General features: G+C 71.7%; 12 protein-coding genes. 11 read left to right on the top strand and 1 reads right to left on the bottom strand.

What is annotated here, in order from left to right; genetic code table 11:
* Positions 1-6 precede the first annotated feature (6 nt).
* The 11 genes from ACZ5XS_RS14375 to ACZ5XS_RS14325 all read left to right on the top strand — a co-directional run bounded on the left by ACZ5XS_RS14375 (position 7) and on the right by ACZ5XS_RS14325 (position 13605).
* Entirely contained in the window at positions 7-1011 is a 1005-nt protein-coding gene (locus ACZ5XS_RS14375) for a sugar phosphate isomerase/epimerase family protein (protein ID WP_468651082.1), read from the top strand.
* A 94-nt stretch (positions 1012-1105) separates the two neighbouring features.
* On the top strand, positions 1106-3628 hold the full coding sequence (locus tag ACZ5XS_RS14370; protein ID WP_468651080.1) for a PQQ-dependent sugar dehydrogenase: 2523 nt from the start codon (positions 1106-1108) through the stop codon (positions 3626-3628).
* 15 nt (positions 3629-3643) lie between these two features.
* The gene (locus tag ACZ5XS_RS14365; RefSeq protein ID WP_468651078.1) at positions 3644-5005 is read left to right on the top strand and encodes a ThuA domain-containing protein; all 1362 of its coding nucleotides are present in this window, start codon (positions 3644-3646) and stop codon (positions 5003-5005) included.
* 219 nt (positions 5006-5224) lie between these two features.
* Entirely contained in the window at positions 5225-6352 is a 1128-nt protein-coding gene (locus tag ACZ5XS_RS14360; protein ID WP_468651077.1) for an inositol-3-phosphate synthase, read from the top strand.
* Positions 6349-7290, top strand: a complete 942-nt coding sequence (locus ACZ5XS_RS14355; RefSeq protein WP_468651076.1) for an SCO3242 family prenyltransferase — start codon at positions 6349-6351, stop codon at positions 7288-7290. The genes ACZ5XS_RS14360 and ACZ5XS_RS14355 overlap by 4 nt, the downstream gene beginning before the upstream one ends.
* Before the next feature lie 80 nt (positions 7291-7370).
* Positions 7371-8306 (top strand): sugar phosphate isomerase/epimerase family protein, encoded by a 936-nt coding sequence (locus tag ACZ5XS_RS14350; protein ID WP_468651271.1) that lies wholly within the window; start codon positions 7371-7373, stop codon positions 8304-8306.
* The gene (locus ACZ5XS_RS14345) at positions 8303-9019 is read left to right on the top strand and encodes an EboA domain-containing protein (RefSeq protein ID WP_468651074.1); all 717 of its coding nucleotides are present in this window, start codon (positions 8303-8305) and stop codon (positions 9017-9019) included. The genes ACZ5XS_RS14350 and ACZ5XS_RS14345 overlap by 4 nt, the downstream gene beginning before the upstream one ends.
* A complete protein-coding gene (locus ACZ5XS_RS14340; RefSeq protein ID WP_468651072.1) occupies positions 9019-9867 on the top strand; it encodes a TatD family hydrolase in 849 nt (282 codons plus the stop codon). The genes ACZ5XS_RS14345 and ACZ5XS_RS14340 overlap by 1 nt, the downstream gene beginning before the upstream one ends.
* 3 nt (positions 9868-9870) lie before the next feature.
* Positions 9871-11079 carry a metabolite traffic protein EboE gene (eboE, locus tag ACZ5XS_RS14335; protein WP_468651070.1) on the top strand — a complete coding sequence of 403 codons (1209 nt, stop codon included), beginning with the start codon at positions 9871-9873 and terminating at the stop codon, positions 11077-11079.
* Positions 11076-12473 (top strand): nucleotide pyrophosphatase/phosphodiesterase family protein, encoded by a 1398-nt coding sequence (locus tag ACZ5XS_RS14330; RefSeq protein WP_468651068.1) that lies wholly within the window; start codon positions 11076-11078, stop codon positions 12471-12473. The genes eboE and ACZ5XS_RS14330 overlap by 4 nt, the downstream gene beginning before the upstream one ends.
* 58 nt (positions 12474-12531) lie before the next feature.
* Positions 12532-13605 (top strand): sugar phosphate isomerase/epimerase family protein, encoded by a 1074-nt coding sequence (locus ACZ5XS_RS14325; RefSeq protein ID WP_468651066.1) that lies wholly within the window; start codon positions 12532-12534, stop codon positions 13603-13605.
* A gap of 122 nt (positions 13606-13727) precedes the next feature.
* On the opposite strand, the gene ACZ5XS_RS14320 is transcribed toward ACZ5XS_RS14325, so the two are convergent.
* Positions 13728-15116 (bottom strand): OFA family MFS transporter, encoded by a 1389-nt coding sequence (locus tag ACZ5XS_RS14320; protein ID WP_468651064.1) that lies wholly within the window; start codon positions 15114-15116, stop codon positions 13728-13730.
* Between the last annotated feature and the right edge of the window lie 114 nt (positions 15117-15230).

The raw sequence follows: 15230 nt of genomic DNA, 5'->3' as shown, positions 1-15230 counted from the left end.
CGCGACATGCCGCGCACCTTCACGCTCTTCACCGGCCAGTGGGCCGACCTGCCGCTCGAAGAGGTCTGCCGCCTCGCCCGCGACTTCGGCTACGACGGTCTCGAACTCGCCTGCTGGGGCGACCACTTCGAGGTCGACAAGGCACTCGCCGACCCGTCGTACGTCGACTCGCGTCACCAGCTCCTCGACAAGTACGGCCTCACCTGCCGGGCCGTCTCCAATCACCTCGTCGGCCAGGCGGTCTGTGACGCCATCATCGACGAGAGGCATCAGGCCATCCTGCCCGCCCGCATCTGGGGCGACGGCGACGCGGAGGGCGTACGGCGGCGGGCCGCGGCCGAGATCGCCGACACCGCCCGTGCCGCGGCCGCCTTCGGAGTCGACACCGTCGTCGGTTTCACCGGGTCGTCGATCTGGCACCTGGTCGCCATGTTCCCGCCCGCGCCGGCCTCGATGATCGAGCGCGGCTACGAGGACTTCGCCAGGCGGTGGAATCCGATCCTCGACGTCTTCGACGCGGAAGGTGTGCGGTTCGCGCACGAGGTCCACCCCAGCGAGATTGCATACGACTACTGGACGACTGTATGCGCGCTGGATGCGGTCGACCGTCGACCGGCTTTCGGCCTCAATTTCGACCCGAGCCACTTCGTGTGGCAGGACCTCGACCCGGTCGGCTTCCTCTGGGACTTCCGCGACCGCATCTACCACGTCGACTGCAAAGAGGCCCGCAAGCGGCTCGACGGCCGCAACGGCCGCCTCGGCTCCCACCTTCCCTGGGGCGACCCGCGCCGCGGCTGGGACTTCGTCTCCGCGGGCCACGGAGACGTCCCCTGGGAGGACGTCTTCCGGATGCTGCGCTCCATCGACTACCAGGGCCCCGTCTCCGTGGAGTGGGAGGACGCCGGCATGGACCGGCTGCAGGGCGCACCCGAGGCCCTGGCCCGTCTGAAGGCATACGACTTCGAGCCGCCGTCGGCCTCCTTCGACGCGGCGTTCGGCGGCAACGAGTAGCCGGCCGCGTTGCCCCCGCCATGACTTCCGGGATGACGGCGCATCCCGGCGCACCACACCCGCACGTACAACCGGCCCCATTCTGGAGGCACCCGTGCACGGGAACGACAGCACCACCAGCACCGACAGAATCGAGACCCACAGACGACGCCTGCCGTTCCGCAAGGCGGTCGCCCTGCTCAGCGGGGTGCTGCTGGCTGGTGCGTCCCTCACCCTCACCGCGCCGCAGGCCGGCGCAGCCGTCGCCGGCCCGGGAGCCGCGCCGGCCCCGCCGGCCGCCTCCGCCGCCGAGGACTTCCAGCAGGTCACCCTCGCCAAGGGCGAGCCGGAGGTCGGCGAGCCCATGTCGCTCGCCGTCCTTCCCGACCGCTCGGTCCTGCACACCTCGCGCGACGGCGAACTCCGCCTCACCGACGCGGCGGGCAACACCAAGCTCGCCGGCAAGCTCGACGTCTACTCCCACGACGAAGAGGGCCTCCAAGGCATCGGCGTGGACCCCGACTTCACGAGCAACCGCTTCATCTACCTCTACTACGCGCCCCCGTTGAACACCCCCGCGGGCGACGCCCCCGAGACCGGCACCGCCGCGGACTTCGCGCCCTTCGACGGCGTCAACCGGCTCTCCCGGTTCGTCCTGAACACCGACGGCACCCTCGACGCCGCCAGCGAGAAGAAGATCCTCGACGTCCCGGCCTCGCGCGGCCTGTGCTGCCACGTCGGCGGCGACATCGACTTCGACGCGGCGGGCAACCTGTACCTGTCGACCGGCGACGACACCAACCCGTTCCAGTCGGACGGCTTCACTCCCATCGACGACCGGGACGGCCGCAACCCCGCCTTCGACGCCCGGCGTTCGTCCGGCAACACCAACGACCTGCGCGGCAAGATCCTGCGCATCAAGGTGAACGCCGACGGTTCGTACACGGTCCCCGACGGCAACCTCTTCGCGCCCGGCACCGACAGGACGCGGCCCGAGATCTACGCGATGGGCTTCCGCAACCCGTTCCGCTTCAGCGTCGACAAGAAGACCGGCATCCTCTATGTCGGTGACTACGGCCCCGACGCCGGCACCGCCGACCCGGCCCGCGGACCGGCCGGCCAGGTGGAGTTCGCCCGGGTCCCCGGCCCCGGCAACTTCGGATGGCCGTTCTGTACGGGCGACAATGACCCGTACATCGCATACGACTTCGCGACCGGTGTGTCCGGTGCGCCGTTCGACTGCAGCGCCCCGAAGAACACCTCCCCGCACAACACCGGTCTGACCGACCTGCCGCCCGCCCAGCCGGCCTGGATCCCGTACGACGGCGGATCCGTGCCCGAGTTCGGCACCGGCTCCGAGTCCCCGATGGGCGGGCCGGTCTACGACTACGACGCCTCGCTCGACTCGCCGGTGAAGTTCCCCGAGGCCTACGACGGTGACTTCTTCGCCGGGGAGTTCGGCCGCCGCTGGATCAAGCGGATCACGAGCGACGCCGACGGCACCGTCCAGTCGATCAACGACGTGCCCTGGACCGGTACCCAGATCATGGACATGGCCTTCGGCCCCGACGGCGCGCTGTACGTCCTCGACTACGGCGTCTCCTGGTTCGGCGGCGACGAGCACTCGGCCCTGTACCGCATCGAGAACGCCACCGACGGCCACTCCCCGGTCGCGCAGGCCGCGGCGAGCCGGACCTCGGGCCAGGCGCCGCTGCGGGCGAGCTTCTCCTCCGCGGGCACCTCCGACCAGGACGGCGACGCCCTCACCTACAGCTGGGACTTCGGCGACGGCGCCAAGTCGACGGCGGCCAACCCGACGCACACATACAAGAAGAACGGCACGTACACCGCGACCCTCACCGCCAAGGACCCGAGCGGCCGCACCGGCAGCGCGAGCGTGCAGATCGTCGTCGGCAACACCGCGCCGAAGGTGACCCTCGAACTCCCGCGTGACGGGCAGCTGTTCAGCTTCGGCGACGCGATCCCGTTCAAGGTCCGTGTCACCGACCCCGAGGACGGCAGGAACATCGACTGCTCGAAGGTCAAGGTCACCTTCATCCTCGGTCACGACACCCACGGTCACCCGCTGACCTCCGCCAACGGCTGCACCGGCACCATTCAGACCAGCGCCGACGGCGGCCACGACGAGGACGCCAACATCTTCGGTGTGTTCGACGCCGAGTACACCGACGGCGGGGGCGGCGGCCAGGCCCCGCTCACCACCCACGACCAGAACGTCGTCCAGCCCGAGCACCGCCAGGCCGAGCACTTCGGCGCCGCCTCCGGCGTCTCCGTCGTGGCCAAGGACACCGCTCACGGCGGGAAGACGGTCGGGGACGTGCACAACGGCGACTGGATCTCCTTCACGCCCTACGCCCTCGGCAACGCCGAGAAGATCACGGCCCGCGTGTCCTCGGGCGGCACGGGCGGCACGCTCGAGATCCGCGCCGGATCCGCGAGGGGCACGCTGCTCGGAAAGGCGACCGTGCCGGTGACCGGCGGCTGGGACACCTACCAGGACGTCGGCGCCGACCTGTCCCGCGCCCCGCGCGGCACGACCACCCTGTACCTCGTCTTCAAGGGCAGAGGCACCGGGGCCCTGTACGACGTGGACGACTTCACCTTCACGACCGGCTGAGAGGAGGCGATCGAGATGCGACCAACCAGGCGACTGTGTACCGCGGTTGTCGGCGCGGCGCTGCTCCTCGGCTGCGTCTCCGGGCCCGCCGCCTCGCACTCCGAGGACGACGAACGGGTGCTCGTCTTCTCCAAGACGGCAGGTTTCCGGCACGACTCGATCCCGGACGGCGTGGCGGCGGTCCGACAGCTCGGGCAGGCCGAGGGCTTCGAGGTCGATGCGACGGAGGACGCCGGCGCGTTCACCGCACGCAACCTGCGGCGGTACGACGCGGTCGTGTTCCTGTCCACGACCGGAGACGTCCTCGACGCCACCCAGCAGGCGGCGTTCGAGGGCTACATCCGCCACGGCGGCGGCTACGTCGGTGTGCACGCGGCCGCCGACACCGAGTACGACTGGGAGTTCTACGGCGGCCTCGCCGGCGCCTACTTCCAGTCGCACCCGGCGATCCAGCCCGCGACCGTCACCGTCGAGGACCGCGCGCACCCGGCGACCTCGGACCTGGCGAAGACCTGGGAACGCACCGACGAGTGGTACAACTACCGCTCGAATCCCCGGGAACGGGCCCATGTCCTCGCCTCGCTCGACGAGTCGTCGTACACCGGCGGCACCATGCACGGCGACCACCCGATCGCCTGGTGCCAGACCTATCAGGGCGGCCGCGCCTTCTACACGGGCGGCGGGCACACGAAGGAGTCGTACGCGGATCCCGTATTCCGTAGGCACCTGGCCGGCGGAATCCTGTATGCAACAGGCGAGGTCCAGGCGGACTGTCGACCGGAGACCGGATACCGTCCGCTCTTCGACGGCAGCTCGACGGCCGGCTGGAGCCAGGCCGGACCGGGCTCCTTCACCCCGGGCGACGACGGCACGATCACCTCGTCGGGCGGGATGGGGATGCTCTGGTACGCCGACCGGGCCTTCGGGGCGTACTCGCTGAAGCTCGACTGGAAGATGGCCAGTGAGTCAGGCGACGACAACTCCGGGGTGTTCGTGGGCTTCCCGCCCTCGTCCGACCCCTGGTCGGCGGTGAACAACGGCTACGAGATCCAGATCGACGCCAGCGATGTGCCGGAGAGGACCACCGGCTCCGTCTACGGGTTCCGGTCCGCCGACGTCAAGAAGCGCGACCGCGCGCTGAACCCGCCGGGGGGGTGGAACACGTACGAGATCCGGGTGGAGGGCGAGCGTCTGCGCGTCTGGCTCAACGGCGTGAAGATCAACGACTTCACCAACACCGATCCGGCCCGCAGTCTCAGGGACGGCCACGTCGGCATCCAGAACCACGGAGCCGACGACCGGGTGTCCTTCCGCGACATCCGGATCAAGGAACTGACCGCGAAGTCCCCGGCACCCACGGCTTCGCAGGGCGACTGAGCGGCGGCGGGCGGGGGACGCCGGACCCCCGCCCGCCGCCTTTCCCCCCACCGCGAGCTCCGTACGACCGCCGGCTGTGCGTACGGCTCAGGCCTACGGCTCGGGCCTACGGCTCGGGCCTTCGTACGACGGCTTCGCGCGACGGTTTCGTGCGACCTCGCGCGGCTTCATACGACTTCATCCGGCTTCGTACGGCGTGTTCGATCAAGGAGGCTGCCCATGTCCGCGTCCGTTTCCGCATCGCGCGTCGGTGTATGGCTGATCGGGGCGCGCGGCTCCGTCGCCACCACGGTCGTCGCCGGCTGCGCCGCACTGAGCGCGGGCCTGCACCCACCGAGCGGCCTGGTCACCGAGACACCCGCGTTCGCCGACAGCGGCCTGCCGGCCCTGGGCGACCTGGTCTTCGGCGGTCACGAGACACTCGACTGCCCCCTGCCCAAACGCGCGGAGGCGCTGGCGGCCGACGGTGTCCTGCCGTACGGCCTCCCTGCGGCGATCGAGGCCGAACTGAGCGCCGCGGACCGGGAGATCAGGCCCGGCGGACCCGTCCCGGGCGACACCCGGAGCGAGGACGAGCTGATCACCGCCTTCACCGCGGACATACGGGACTTCGTCCGGCGGCGCTCCCTGGACCGGGCAGTCGTGGTGAACGTCGCCTCCACGGAACCGGCGGCACCCGGCACCGACCTGCCCGCCAGCTCCCTCTACGCGGCGGCGGCCCTGCGCGCGGGCTGCCCGTACGTGAACTTCACCCCGTCGACCGGCCTGCATCACCCGGCGCTGGCGCCGCTCGCCGAGTCGTCGGGGCTCCCGTACGCGGGCCGGGACGGCAAGACCGGCCAGACCCTGCTCCGCTCGGTGCTGGGCCCGATGTTCGCGCAGCGGGCGCTCACCGTGCGGGCCTGGTCCGGGACCAATCTGCTGGGCGGCGGCGACGGCGCCTCCCTCTCCGACCCGGCCGCCGCCGCGGCGAAGAACGCGGGCAAGGAGCGGGTCCTCGCCGACACCCTCGGCGCGGTCCCCGAGGGCGAGGTCCACATCGACGACGTTCCCGTACTCGGCGACTGGAAGACCGCCTGGGACCACATCGCCTTCGACGGTTTCCTCGGCGCCCGCATGATCCTCCAGACCACGTGGCAGGGCTGCGACTCCGCCCTGGCCGCGCCCCTGGTCCTCGACCTGGCCCGCCTGGTCGCCCGCGCCCACGAGCGGGGCCTGTCCGGCCCGCTGGCCGAACTCGGCTTCTACTTCAAGGACCCGGTGGGCACGGGGCCGTCGTCCCTGGGGGAGCAGTACGCGGCACTGGTGGGATTCGGGCATCGGCTGGCGGCCGGGGCGCTGCGATGAACGGCCCCGAGACGCGAGCGGCCTGGGCCGAACTGCTGCGTCTCCCGGCGCTGTTCACCGTTCCGGGCGACGCCCTGGCCGGTGCGGCGGCAGCCGCCCCGCACCCGAACTCCCGCACCCTGCTCGCCGTCTGCTCCTCCCTCTGCCTGTACGAGGCCGGCATGGCCCTCAACGACTGGGCCGACCGGGACGAAGACGCCGCCGAGCGCCCGCACCGGCCCCTGCCCTCCGGCCGCGTCCGCCCCACCGCGGCGCTCGCGGCGGCCTGCGCCCTCACCGGCACCGGCTTGTCCCTGGCCGCGCGCGCCGGCCGCCCCGCTCTTGCCGTCGCGACGACCTTGGCGGCGACCGTCTGGGCGTACGACCTCGCCCTGAAACGCACCGCGGCGGGCCCTGTGGCCATGGCGGCGGCACGCGGCCTGGACCTGCTGCTCGGCGCCACGGCCACGACGAGCGCGCGGGCGTTCGGGCAGGAGCAGACGACGCCGGCCACGGGCACCGCGAGCGGCATCCGCCGGGCCCTTCCGTCCGCCGCCCTCCTCAGCGCACACACCCTCACGGTCACGACCGTGTCGCGCCGGGAGACCCGAGGCGGCGCACCCCTGGTCCCGCTGGCGGCCCTGGCCGCGACCACCGCCCTGACCCGGCTTCTGACACGTCCGTCCGAACAGCCGGGCGTGCCCGGGCCCCCATGGGAAGCCGCCCTGCGCACCGCGCTCGCCGCCGGCTACGCGACGACCGCCGCCCGCCCCTACTTCCACGCCGCTCTCAACCCGTCACCCCCGCTCACCCAACGAGCCGTCAGCGGCGGCATCCGCGCCACGATCCCCTTCCAGGCCGCCCTCTCCGCCCGCTCCGGCGCCCCCGTCACCGCGCTGCTCACGGCCGCCCTGGCGCCGCTCGCCGGGAGATTCGCGAGGAAGGTGAGCGTGACATGAGCCCCGATGCCCTCCGCCCGCCGACCGGCAGGGCCGGCACCCGAACCGCCGGAGACACCCGGCCGCACAGCCCCGCAGCCATGCCCCACCCGCACAGTCCCGCCCTCACCCCCCACCCGTTCGACCCCTCAACCAGCTCGCCCTCCTCCACCCCCCGCCCTCTCCGTTTCGGCTACGGCACCAACGGCCTCGCCGACCTCCGCCTCGACGACGCCCTCGGTCTCCTCGCCGACCTCGGTTACGACGGCGTCGGGCTGACCCTCGACCACATGCACCTCGACCCGTTCGCCCCGGACCTGGCCGCCCGCACACGCCGCCTCGCGCAACGGCTGGACGTGCTCGGGCTGTCGGTCACCGTGGAGACGGGCGCCCGCTATGTGCTCGACGCCCGGCGCAAACACGGCCCGTCCCTGCTGGACCCCGACCCGGACGACCGCGCCCGACGTGTCGGCCTTCTGATCCGCGCGGTCCAGGTGGCCGCCGACCTCGGTGCCCACGCCGTTCACTGCTTCAGCGGGATCACACCGGCGGCCACGGACGCGGACACGGCATGGAAACGTCTGGCCGAGGCACTCGCCCCCGTCCTGGACGCCGCCGCCCGTGCCGGCATCCCCTTGGCCGTCGAACCCGAACCCGGTCACCTCCTCGCCACCCTCGCGGACTTCCACCGGCTCCGCCGTGCCCTTGGCGATCCGCAGCACCTCGGCCTGACCCTCGACATCGGCCACTGCCAGTGCCTGGAGCCCTGGTCTCCCGCCGAGTGCGTACGCGCCGCCGCCCCCTGGCTGCGGCACGTCCAGATCGAGGACATGCGCCGCGGCGTCCATGAACACCTCCCTCTGGGCGACGGGGAGATCGACTTCCCGACGGTGCTCGCCGCCCTGTCCGCGAGCGGCTACCAGGGCCTGACCGTCGTGGAGCTGCCCCGCCACTCCCACGCCGGCCCCCACTTCGCCGAACTGTCCCTCCCGTTCCTCCGTCACGCGGCGGCGCCCTCCCCAGGGAGCACCTCATGACCCACACCGACGCCGACCCGGCGACCCCGGCGGCAGACATCCAGGGCGCCACCCTCGCCCGCACCCCGCCGCCCGACCTGCACAGCCGCGTCGTCGCCGCCCTCGGCGGAGCCGCCCGGGCCTGGCTCGACCAGGCCCTCGACGAGGCCGCCGCACACCCCGGCAGGCACGGGCCCATCTCGGTGTGGGAGCTGCGTCTGGCCGAGGCGGGACGCCGCTGCGGCTCCGCGTACGCCGACGCCGTCCGCGTCCTCATCCTGCACGCGGCCCGTGCCGACACGGACGCGCTCACCCGCGTCTACAGGCAGGGCACCGCCGCCGAACGCCGAGCCGTCCTGCACGCGCTGCCCCACCTGCTGCCCGGTCCGGACGCCCTTCCACTCGTCGAGGACGCCCTGCGCACCAACGACTCCCGCCTCCTCGCCGCCGCGGTCGGCCCGTACGCCGCCCGGCACCTGCCTGCCCAGCACTGGCGCCACGCCGTCCTGAAGTGTCTCTTCACCGGTGTGCCCGTCGATGCGGTGGCCGACCTGGACCGCCGGGCGGACGGAGACGCGGAACTCGCCCGCATGCTCCGCGACTACGCCGCCGAACGCACCGCTGCCGGCCGCCCCGTCCCCGGGGACCTGTACCGCGTCCTGACCCTGACCGACCCCACGGCCGCCCCGCCCGCCGAGAAGGGCGGTCCGGGCGGCGACGGCGAGGAGTTCTGATGCGCATCTTCGACCCCCACATCCACATGACGTCCCGCACCACCGACGACTACGAGGCCATGCGCGCCGCCGGTGTCCGTGCCGTCGTCGAGCCGTCCTTCTGGCTCGGCCAGCCCCGCACCTCACCCGCCTCCTTCCTCGACTACTTCGACTCGCTCCTGGGCTGGGAGCCCTTCCGTGCCGCCCAGTACGGCATCGCCCACCACTGCACGCTCGCCCTCAACCCGAAGGAGGCCAACGACCCGCGCTGCGTGCCCGTCCTCGACGAACTGCCCCGGTATCTCGTCAAGGACCAGGTCGTGGCCGTCGGCGAGATCGGCTACGACTCGATGACCCCCGCCGAGGACACCGCCCTCGCCGCGCAACTGCAGCTCGCCGCCGACCACCGTCTGCCCGCCCTCGTCCACACTCCGCACCGCGACAAGCTCGCCGGTCTGCGCCGCACCCTCGACGTCGTCCGGGAGTCGGCGCTGTCCCCGGAGCGTGTCCTGGTCGACCACCTCAACGAGACGACCGTCGAAGAGGCCAAGGACAGCGGCTGTTGGCTCGGCTTCTCCGTCTACCCGGAGACCAAGATGGACGAGGAGCGGATGGTCGCGATCCTCCACGCGTACGGGCCCGAGCGGGTGCTGGTGAACTCCGCCGCGGACTGGGGCCGCAGCGATCCTCTCAAGACGCGCAGGGTCGGCGACCTGATGCTGGCCGAGGGCTTCACCGAGGACGACGTCGACCGGGTGCTGTGGCGCAACCCCGTCGCCTTCTACGGCCTCAGCGGCCGTCTTAACCTGGAGGTCTCCGCGCCCGACGCCACCCACGAGGGCAACTCCGTACTGCGCGGCGGGGAGTGAGCGATGCGCTTCCGCCACCCCGACGGCTCCACCGTCCACCTCGCCTACTGCACCAACGTCCATCCCGCCGAAACCCTCGACGGAGTCCTCGCCCAGCTCCGGGACCACTGCGAGCCCGTCCGCCGGCGCCTCGGACGCGACCGGCTCGGCATCGGCCTGTGGCTCGCCAAGGACGCCGCCGACGCTCTCGTCACCGACCCGTCCGCCCTGCGCGCGCTGCGCACCGAACTCGACCGGCGCGGCCTCGAGGTCGTCACCCTCAACGGCTTCCCCTACGAGGGCTTCGGCGCCGAAGAGGTCAAGTACCGCGTGTACCGGCCGGACTGGGCCGACCCCGAACGCCTCGACCACACCACGGCCCTGGCCCGGGTCCTGGCAGGCCTCCTCCCCGACGACGTCACCGAGGGCAGCATCTCCACGCTGCCGCTCGTCTGGCGCACCGCTGTGCCCTCCACCGACGGCTCCGTGACGGCGGACGGCACGTCCACGGCAGCGCGTGCCGAGACGGCCCGCACCGCCCTGCTCGCCCTCGCCGGACGACTGGACGCCCTGGCGGAGCTGACCGGCCGCTCCATCCGCGTCGGCCTCGAACCCGAACCCGGCTGCGTCGTCGAGACCACAACCGACGCCCTCGCCCCGCTCACCGCGATCGGACACGACCGCATCGGCATCTGCGTCGACACCTGCCACCTCGCCACCTCCTTCGAAGACCCGCACACCGCCCTGGACGCGCTCGCCCGGGCCGGCATCCCCGTCGTCAAGTCCCAGCTCTCGGCCGCCCTGCACGCCGAACACCCCCATCTCCCCGAGGTCCGTGCGGCCCTGGCCGCCTTCGACGAACCCCGCTTCCTGCACCAGACCCGCACGGCCACCGCCGCAGGCCTGCGCGGCACCGACGACCTCGGCGAGGCCCTCAAGGGCGACACGCTGCCCGACGCGGCCCCCTGGCGTGCCCACTTCCACGTCCCGCTGCACGCGGCCCCCGCCGCACCCCTCACCTCCACGCTCCCCGTCCTGAAGGCCGCCCTGACCCGGCTCGTCGGCGGACCGCACCCGCTCACCCGCCACCTGGAGGTCGAGACCTACACCTGGCAGGCGCTCCCGCCCGAGCTGCGGCCCCGCGGCCGGTCCCAGCTCGCCGAGGGCATCGCCGCCGAACTCACCCTGGCCCGCGACCTGTTGACGGACCTCGGCCTGAAGGAGCTCCCATGAGCACCCACCGGACCACTCAGTGCCCGACCCCCCTCCTCGTCCTCGACGTCGTCGGCCTCACCCCCCGTCTCCTCGACCACATGCCCCACCTCGAGGCGCTCGCCCGGTCCGGATCCCGCGCGCCGCTCGGCACCGTCCTGCCCGCCGTCACCTGCGCCGCCCAGTCCACCTTCCTGACCGGCACCCACCCCGGCGAGCACGGCATCGTCGGCAACGGCTGGTACTTCCGCGAACTCGGCGACGTACTCCTGTGGCGTCAGCACAACGGACTGGTCGCCGGAGACAAACTCTGGGACGCCGCCCGCCGCGCGTACCCCGGCTACACGGTCGCCAACATCTGCTGGTGGTACGCCATGGGCGCCGACACCGACATCACCGTCACCCCCCGTCCCGTCTACTACGCCGACGGCCGCAAGGAACCCGACTGCTACACGCGGCCCGCCGCCCTCCACGACGAACTCACCGAGAAACTCGGCACCTTCCCCCTCTTCCACTTCTGGGGGCCCGGCGCGGACCTGGTCTCCAGCCGCTGGATCATCGACGCGACCCGCCACATCATCCGCACCCGCCACCCCGACCTGACGCTCTGCTACCTCCCCCACCTCGACTACGACCTGCAGCGCTTCGGCCCCGACGACCCGCGCTCCCTGAAGGCGGCCGCCGACCTGGACGCGGCCCTGGCCCCGCTGCTGGACGACGCCCGCGCCGAGGGCCGTACCGTCGTCGCGCTGTCCGAGTACGGCATCACCCGCGTGGACCGGCCCGTCGACATCAACCGCGCCCTGCGCCGCGCAGGGCTGCTGGAGGTCCACACCCAGGACGGCATGGAGTACCTCGACCCGATGGCCTCCCGCGCCTTCGCCGTCGCCGACCACCAGATCGCCCACGTGTACGTCCGCCGGCCCGAAGACCTCGACGCGACCCGGGCCGCCCTCGACGGCCTGCCCGGCATCGGGCAACTGCTGGACGACCAGGGCAAGAAGGCCCACCACCTCGACCATCCGCGCTCCGGCGAGTTCGTCGCCGTCGCGGAGCCGGACGCCTGGTTCACGTACTACTACTGGCTCGACGACGCCCGCGCGCCCGACTTCGCGCAGCTGGTCGAGATCCACCGCAAACCCGGCTACGACCCGGTCGAACTGTTCATGGACCCGCTCGACCCCTACGTGAAGGTGAAGGCGGCCACGGCACTGGCCCGCAAGAAACTCGGCATGCGTTACCGCATGGCGGTCGTGCCGCTGGACCCCTCACCTATTCGCGGCAGCCACGGCCGCCTTCCCGCGAGCGACGACGACGGTCCGCTCCTCATCTGCTCCACCCCCCGCGCTGTCGGCGACCGCGTGGCGGCCACCGACGTGAAAGCACTGCTGCTCCACCTGTCCGGTCTGTCCTGACTGGTCACCAGTGAAGCACTCACCACTGACAACGCCCTCCCACCACGAGGAGTTCCAGATGAGCCGCACACCCCGCACCACCGCGACGAGCAAGGCGCACGACCCGGAACTCACCCACCGCCTCACCAGACGAGGCATGCTCGGCGTGGCCGCCGGAACGACCGCCGCCGCACTGCTCGGCGCCGCGGCGGCCCCCGCCACCGCCGCCACCACCGCCGCGACGGGTACCGCGACCTCCGCCGCGGGCCGGGGCCGCCCCGTCCTGCCGCCCGGGCGGCTCGGGATCCAGCTGTACAGCCTGCGCGACAAGGTCTCCACGCTGGGCTTCGCCCCCGTCTTCGCCGAGCTGGAGAAGTACGGCTACGACGAGGTCGAGTTCGCCGGCTACACCCAGGGCTCGGCCGGTCCGATCACGCTCGCCCAGCTCAAGCGGCTGGCCAGGAACCACGGCCTGAACCCGATCGGCAGCCACGTCGGCTACTACTCCAGCGACCCGAACGCCTACACCTTCGCCCAGAACCTCACCAAGGTCCTCGACGACGCCCAGGCCCTCGGCCTCAAGCACATCGGCACCGCCGCCGGCCCGTTCCGCTACGGCTCCACCGTGGACGCCTGGAAGCGCGCGGCCGAGGACTTCAACACCTACGGTGCGGCGGCCAGGGCACGCGGCATGAAGTTCTACCAGCACAACCACTCCGAGGAGTTCTCCTTCGCCACCGACAACCCCAAGGTCCGGCTGTACGACGTGCTGCTCGCCGAGACCGACCCCGACCTGGTGTTCCTGGAGATGGACATCTTCTGGGCGTACTCGGGCCAGTTCCGCTTCTCGAAGCGGCCCGACGGCACGCCCGCGCCCTTCGAACCCCTCGACTACGTCCTCAAGCAGCCCCACCGTTACCCGCTCTTCCACGTCAAGGACGGTGAGAGCGACCCGGCGAACCAGTACGGCTACCGCATGACCGACGTCGGTGACGGCGACATCGACTACCAGCGGTTCATCTCCGCCGTGACCCGGCTGCGCGGCCAACGGCTCGCCCACCACTGGCAGGCCGAGCACGACAACCCGACCGAGTCCTTCACGTTCGCACGGCGTTCGAGCGCGCATCTGCACTCACTGCGCGAGAAGTGCTGACGGCGCTCGCACCCGCGTGAGGCGGCCCTCCCCGGTCCCGGGGAGGGCCGCCTCACGTGTGCCGCCTCATCCGTCGCTGCCGCGGTGCCGCGCCGTCCGGTGCGACGGGGCCGGCCGTCACGTCACGCCATCTCCTCGCCGAGCGGGTGCGGGTTGGGAGCGACGCGCCGGGCCTGCGGCCTGCCCGGTGCCTTCAGGAAGAGGGCCAGTACGGCGGAGGCCAGACCGATGCAGCCCGCTATGACGAACGCGCCCTCGTAGCCCCACACGTTGACCACGACCGCGCCCATCCCGGATCCCACGAGCCCCGAGATCAGCTTCGAGCTGTAGACCATGCCGTAGTTGGACGCGTTGTTGTTCTCCCCGAAGTAGTCCGCGGTCATCGCCGCGAACAGCGGGAAGATCGCGCCGCCGCCGAAGCCGGAGACCATGGAGCAGAACAGGAAGAACGGCATGCTGCCCATCTGGCCCGAGATCAGCACCCCGAACTGCGCGGTCCCCAGCACCAGACACACGATGATCAGCGTGTTGCGGCGCCCGAACTTGTCCGAGATCCAGCCGATGACTCCGCGCCCGGTGCCGTTGACGATGGCCTTCAGGGACATCGCCGTGGCCACGATCCCGCCCGCGAAGCCCATGTCCTTGCCGAACGGCACCTGGAAGGCGATACCGAAGATGTTGATGCCGGCCGTGCACAGCAGGCAGAACCACATCATCCACAGCACGGGGGTGCGGGCGGCCTCCTTGGGGGTGTACTGCTTGACCGCGGGCGGGTTCTTCTCCAGTGCCCGGCGGATCTTCGGGTCGTCGGTCTGCCGCAGCGGGTCGACGTTCGCGGGCCACCAGTTCTTCGGCGGGTCCTTGAAGAACCAGCCCGCGAACGCGACGACCGCGCAGCAGACGACACCCACCATCACCAGGACGACCTCGTAGTTGCTCAGGTCCATGTACGAGGTGAACAGGAAGACGAAGGGCACCGACCCGTAGGCGAAGCCACCGTTGACCATGCCGGTCTTGCCGCCCTTGCGCTCCGGATACCACTTGCCGACCATGTTCACGCAGGTCGCGTAGACGAGGCCGGCGCCGATGCCGCTGAACATGCCGAAACCGATGTAGGCGACGATCACGTGCGGCGCGAACGCCAGCGAGATGTAGCCGCAGATCGTGCCGAACCCGCCGAGCATCATCGCGTACCGCGCGGGGAGCCTGCCGCTCTCCCGCAGCTGCCCGGCGGGGAAGGCGACGGCGGCCTGGAAGAACACCCAGACGCCCATCAGCCAGAAGATGTGCCCGTTGTCCCACAGGTGGGCCTCGTGCAGGGTGTCCTCGGCGGAGGTGAACGCGTACTCCGAGGAGCTGATGCCCATCATGCCGATCCACGGGAAGAGCACCATGGTCCATCGTGGCCGGCCCATGATGTCCCGGTCGGTCTCGCCGATCCGGTACAGACGGCCGTTGCGGTCCGTCACCTCCCGGTAGGGGACGGAGGTCGAGAAGTCGGTGGTTGTCATGTGTGTCGCACCCCTTGCGTCGAAAGATCTGGCCAGCGCCCCCTGTCCAATGCCTTTCGTGTGCGCACGGGCCCCGGGGCCGGCCGACGCGCACCGTCGCCCGGCCCCCGCACC

This window comes from Streptomyces sp. NPDC033131 (assembly GCF_055578365.1).
The sequence above is the reverse complement of the archived record's forward strand: the minus strand, read 5'-3'. Positions and strand labels throughout refer to the sequence as shown.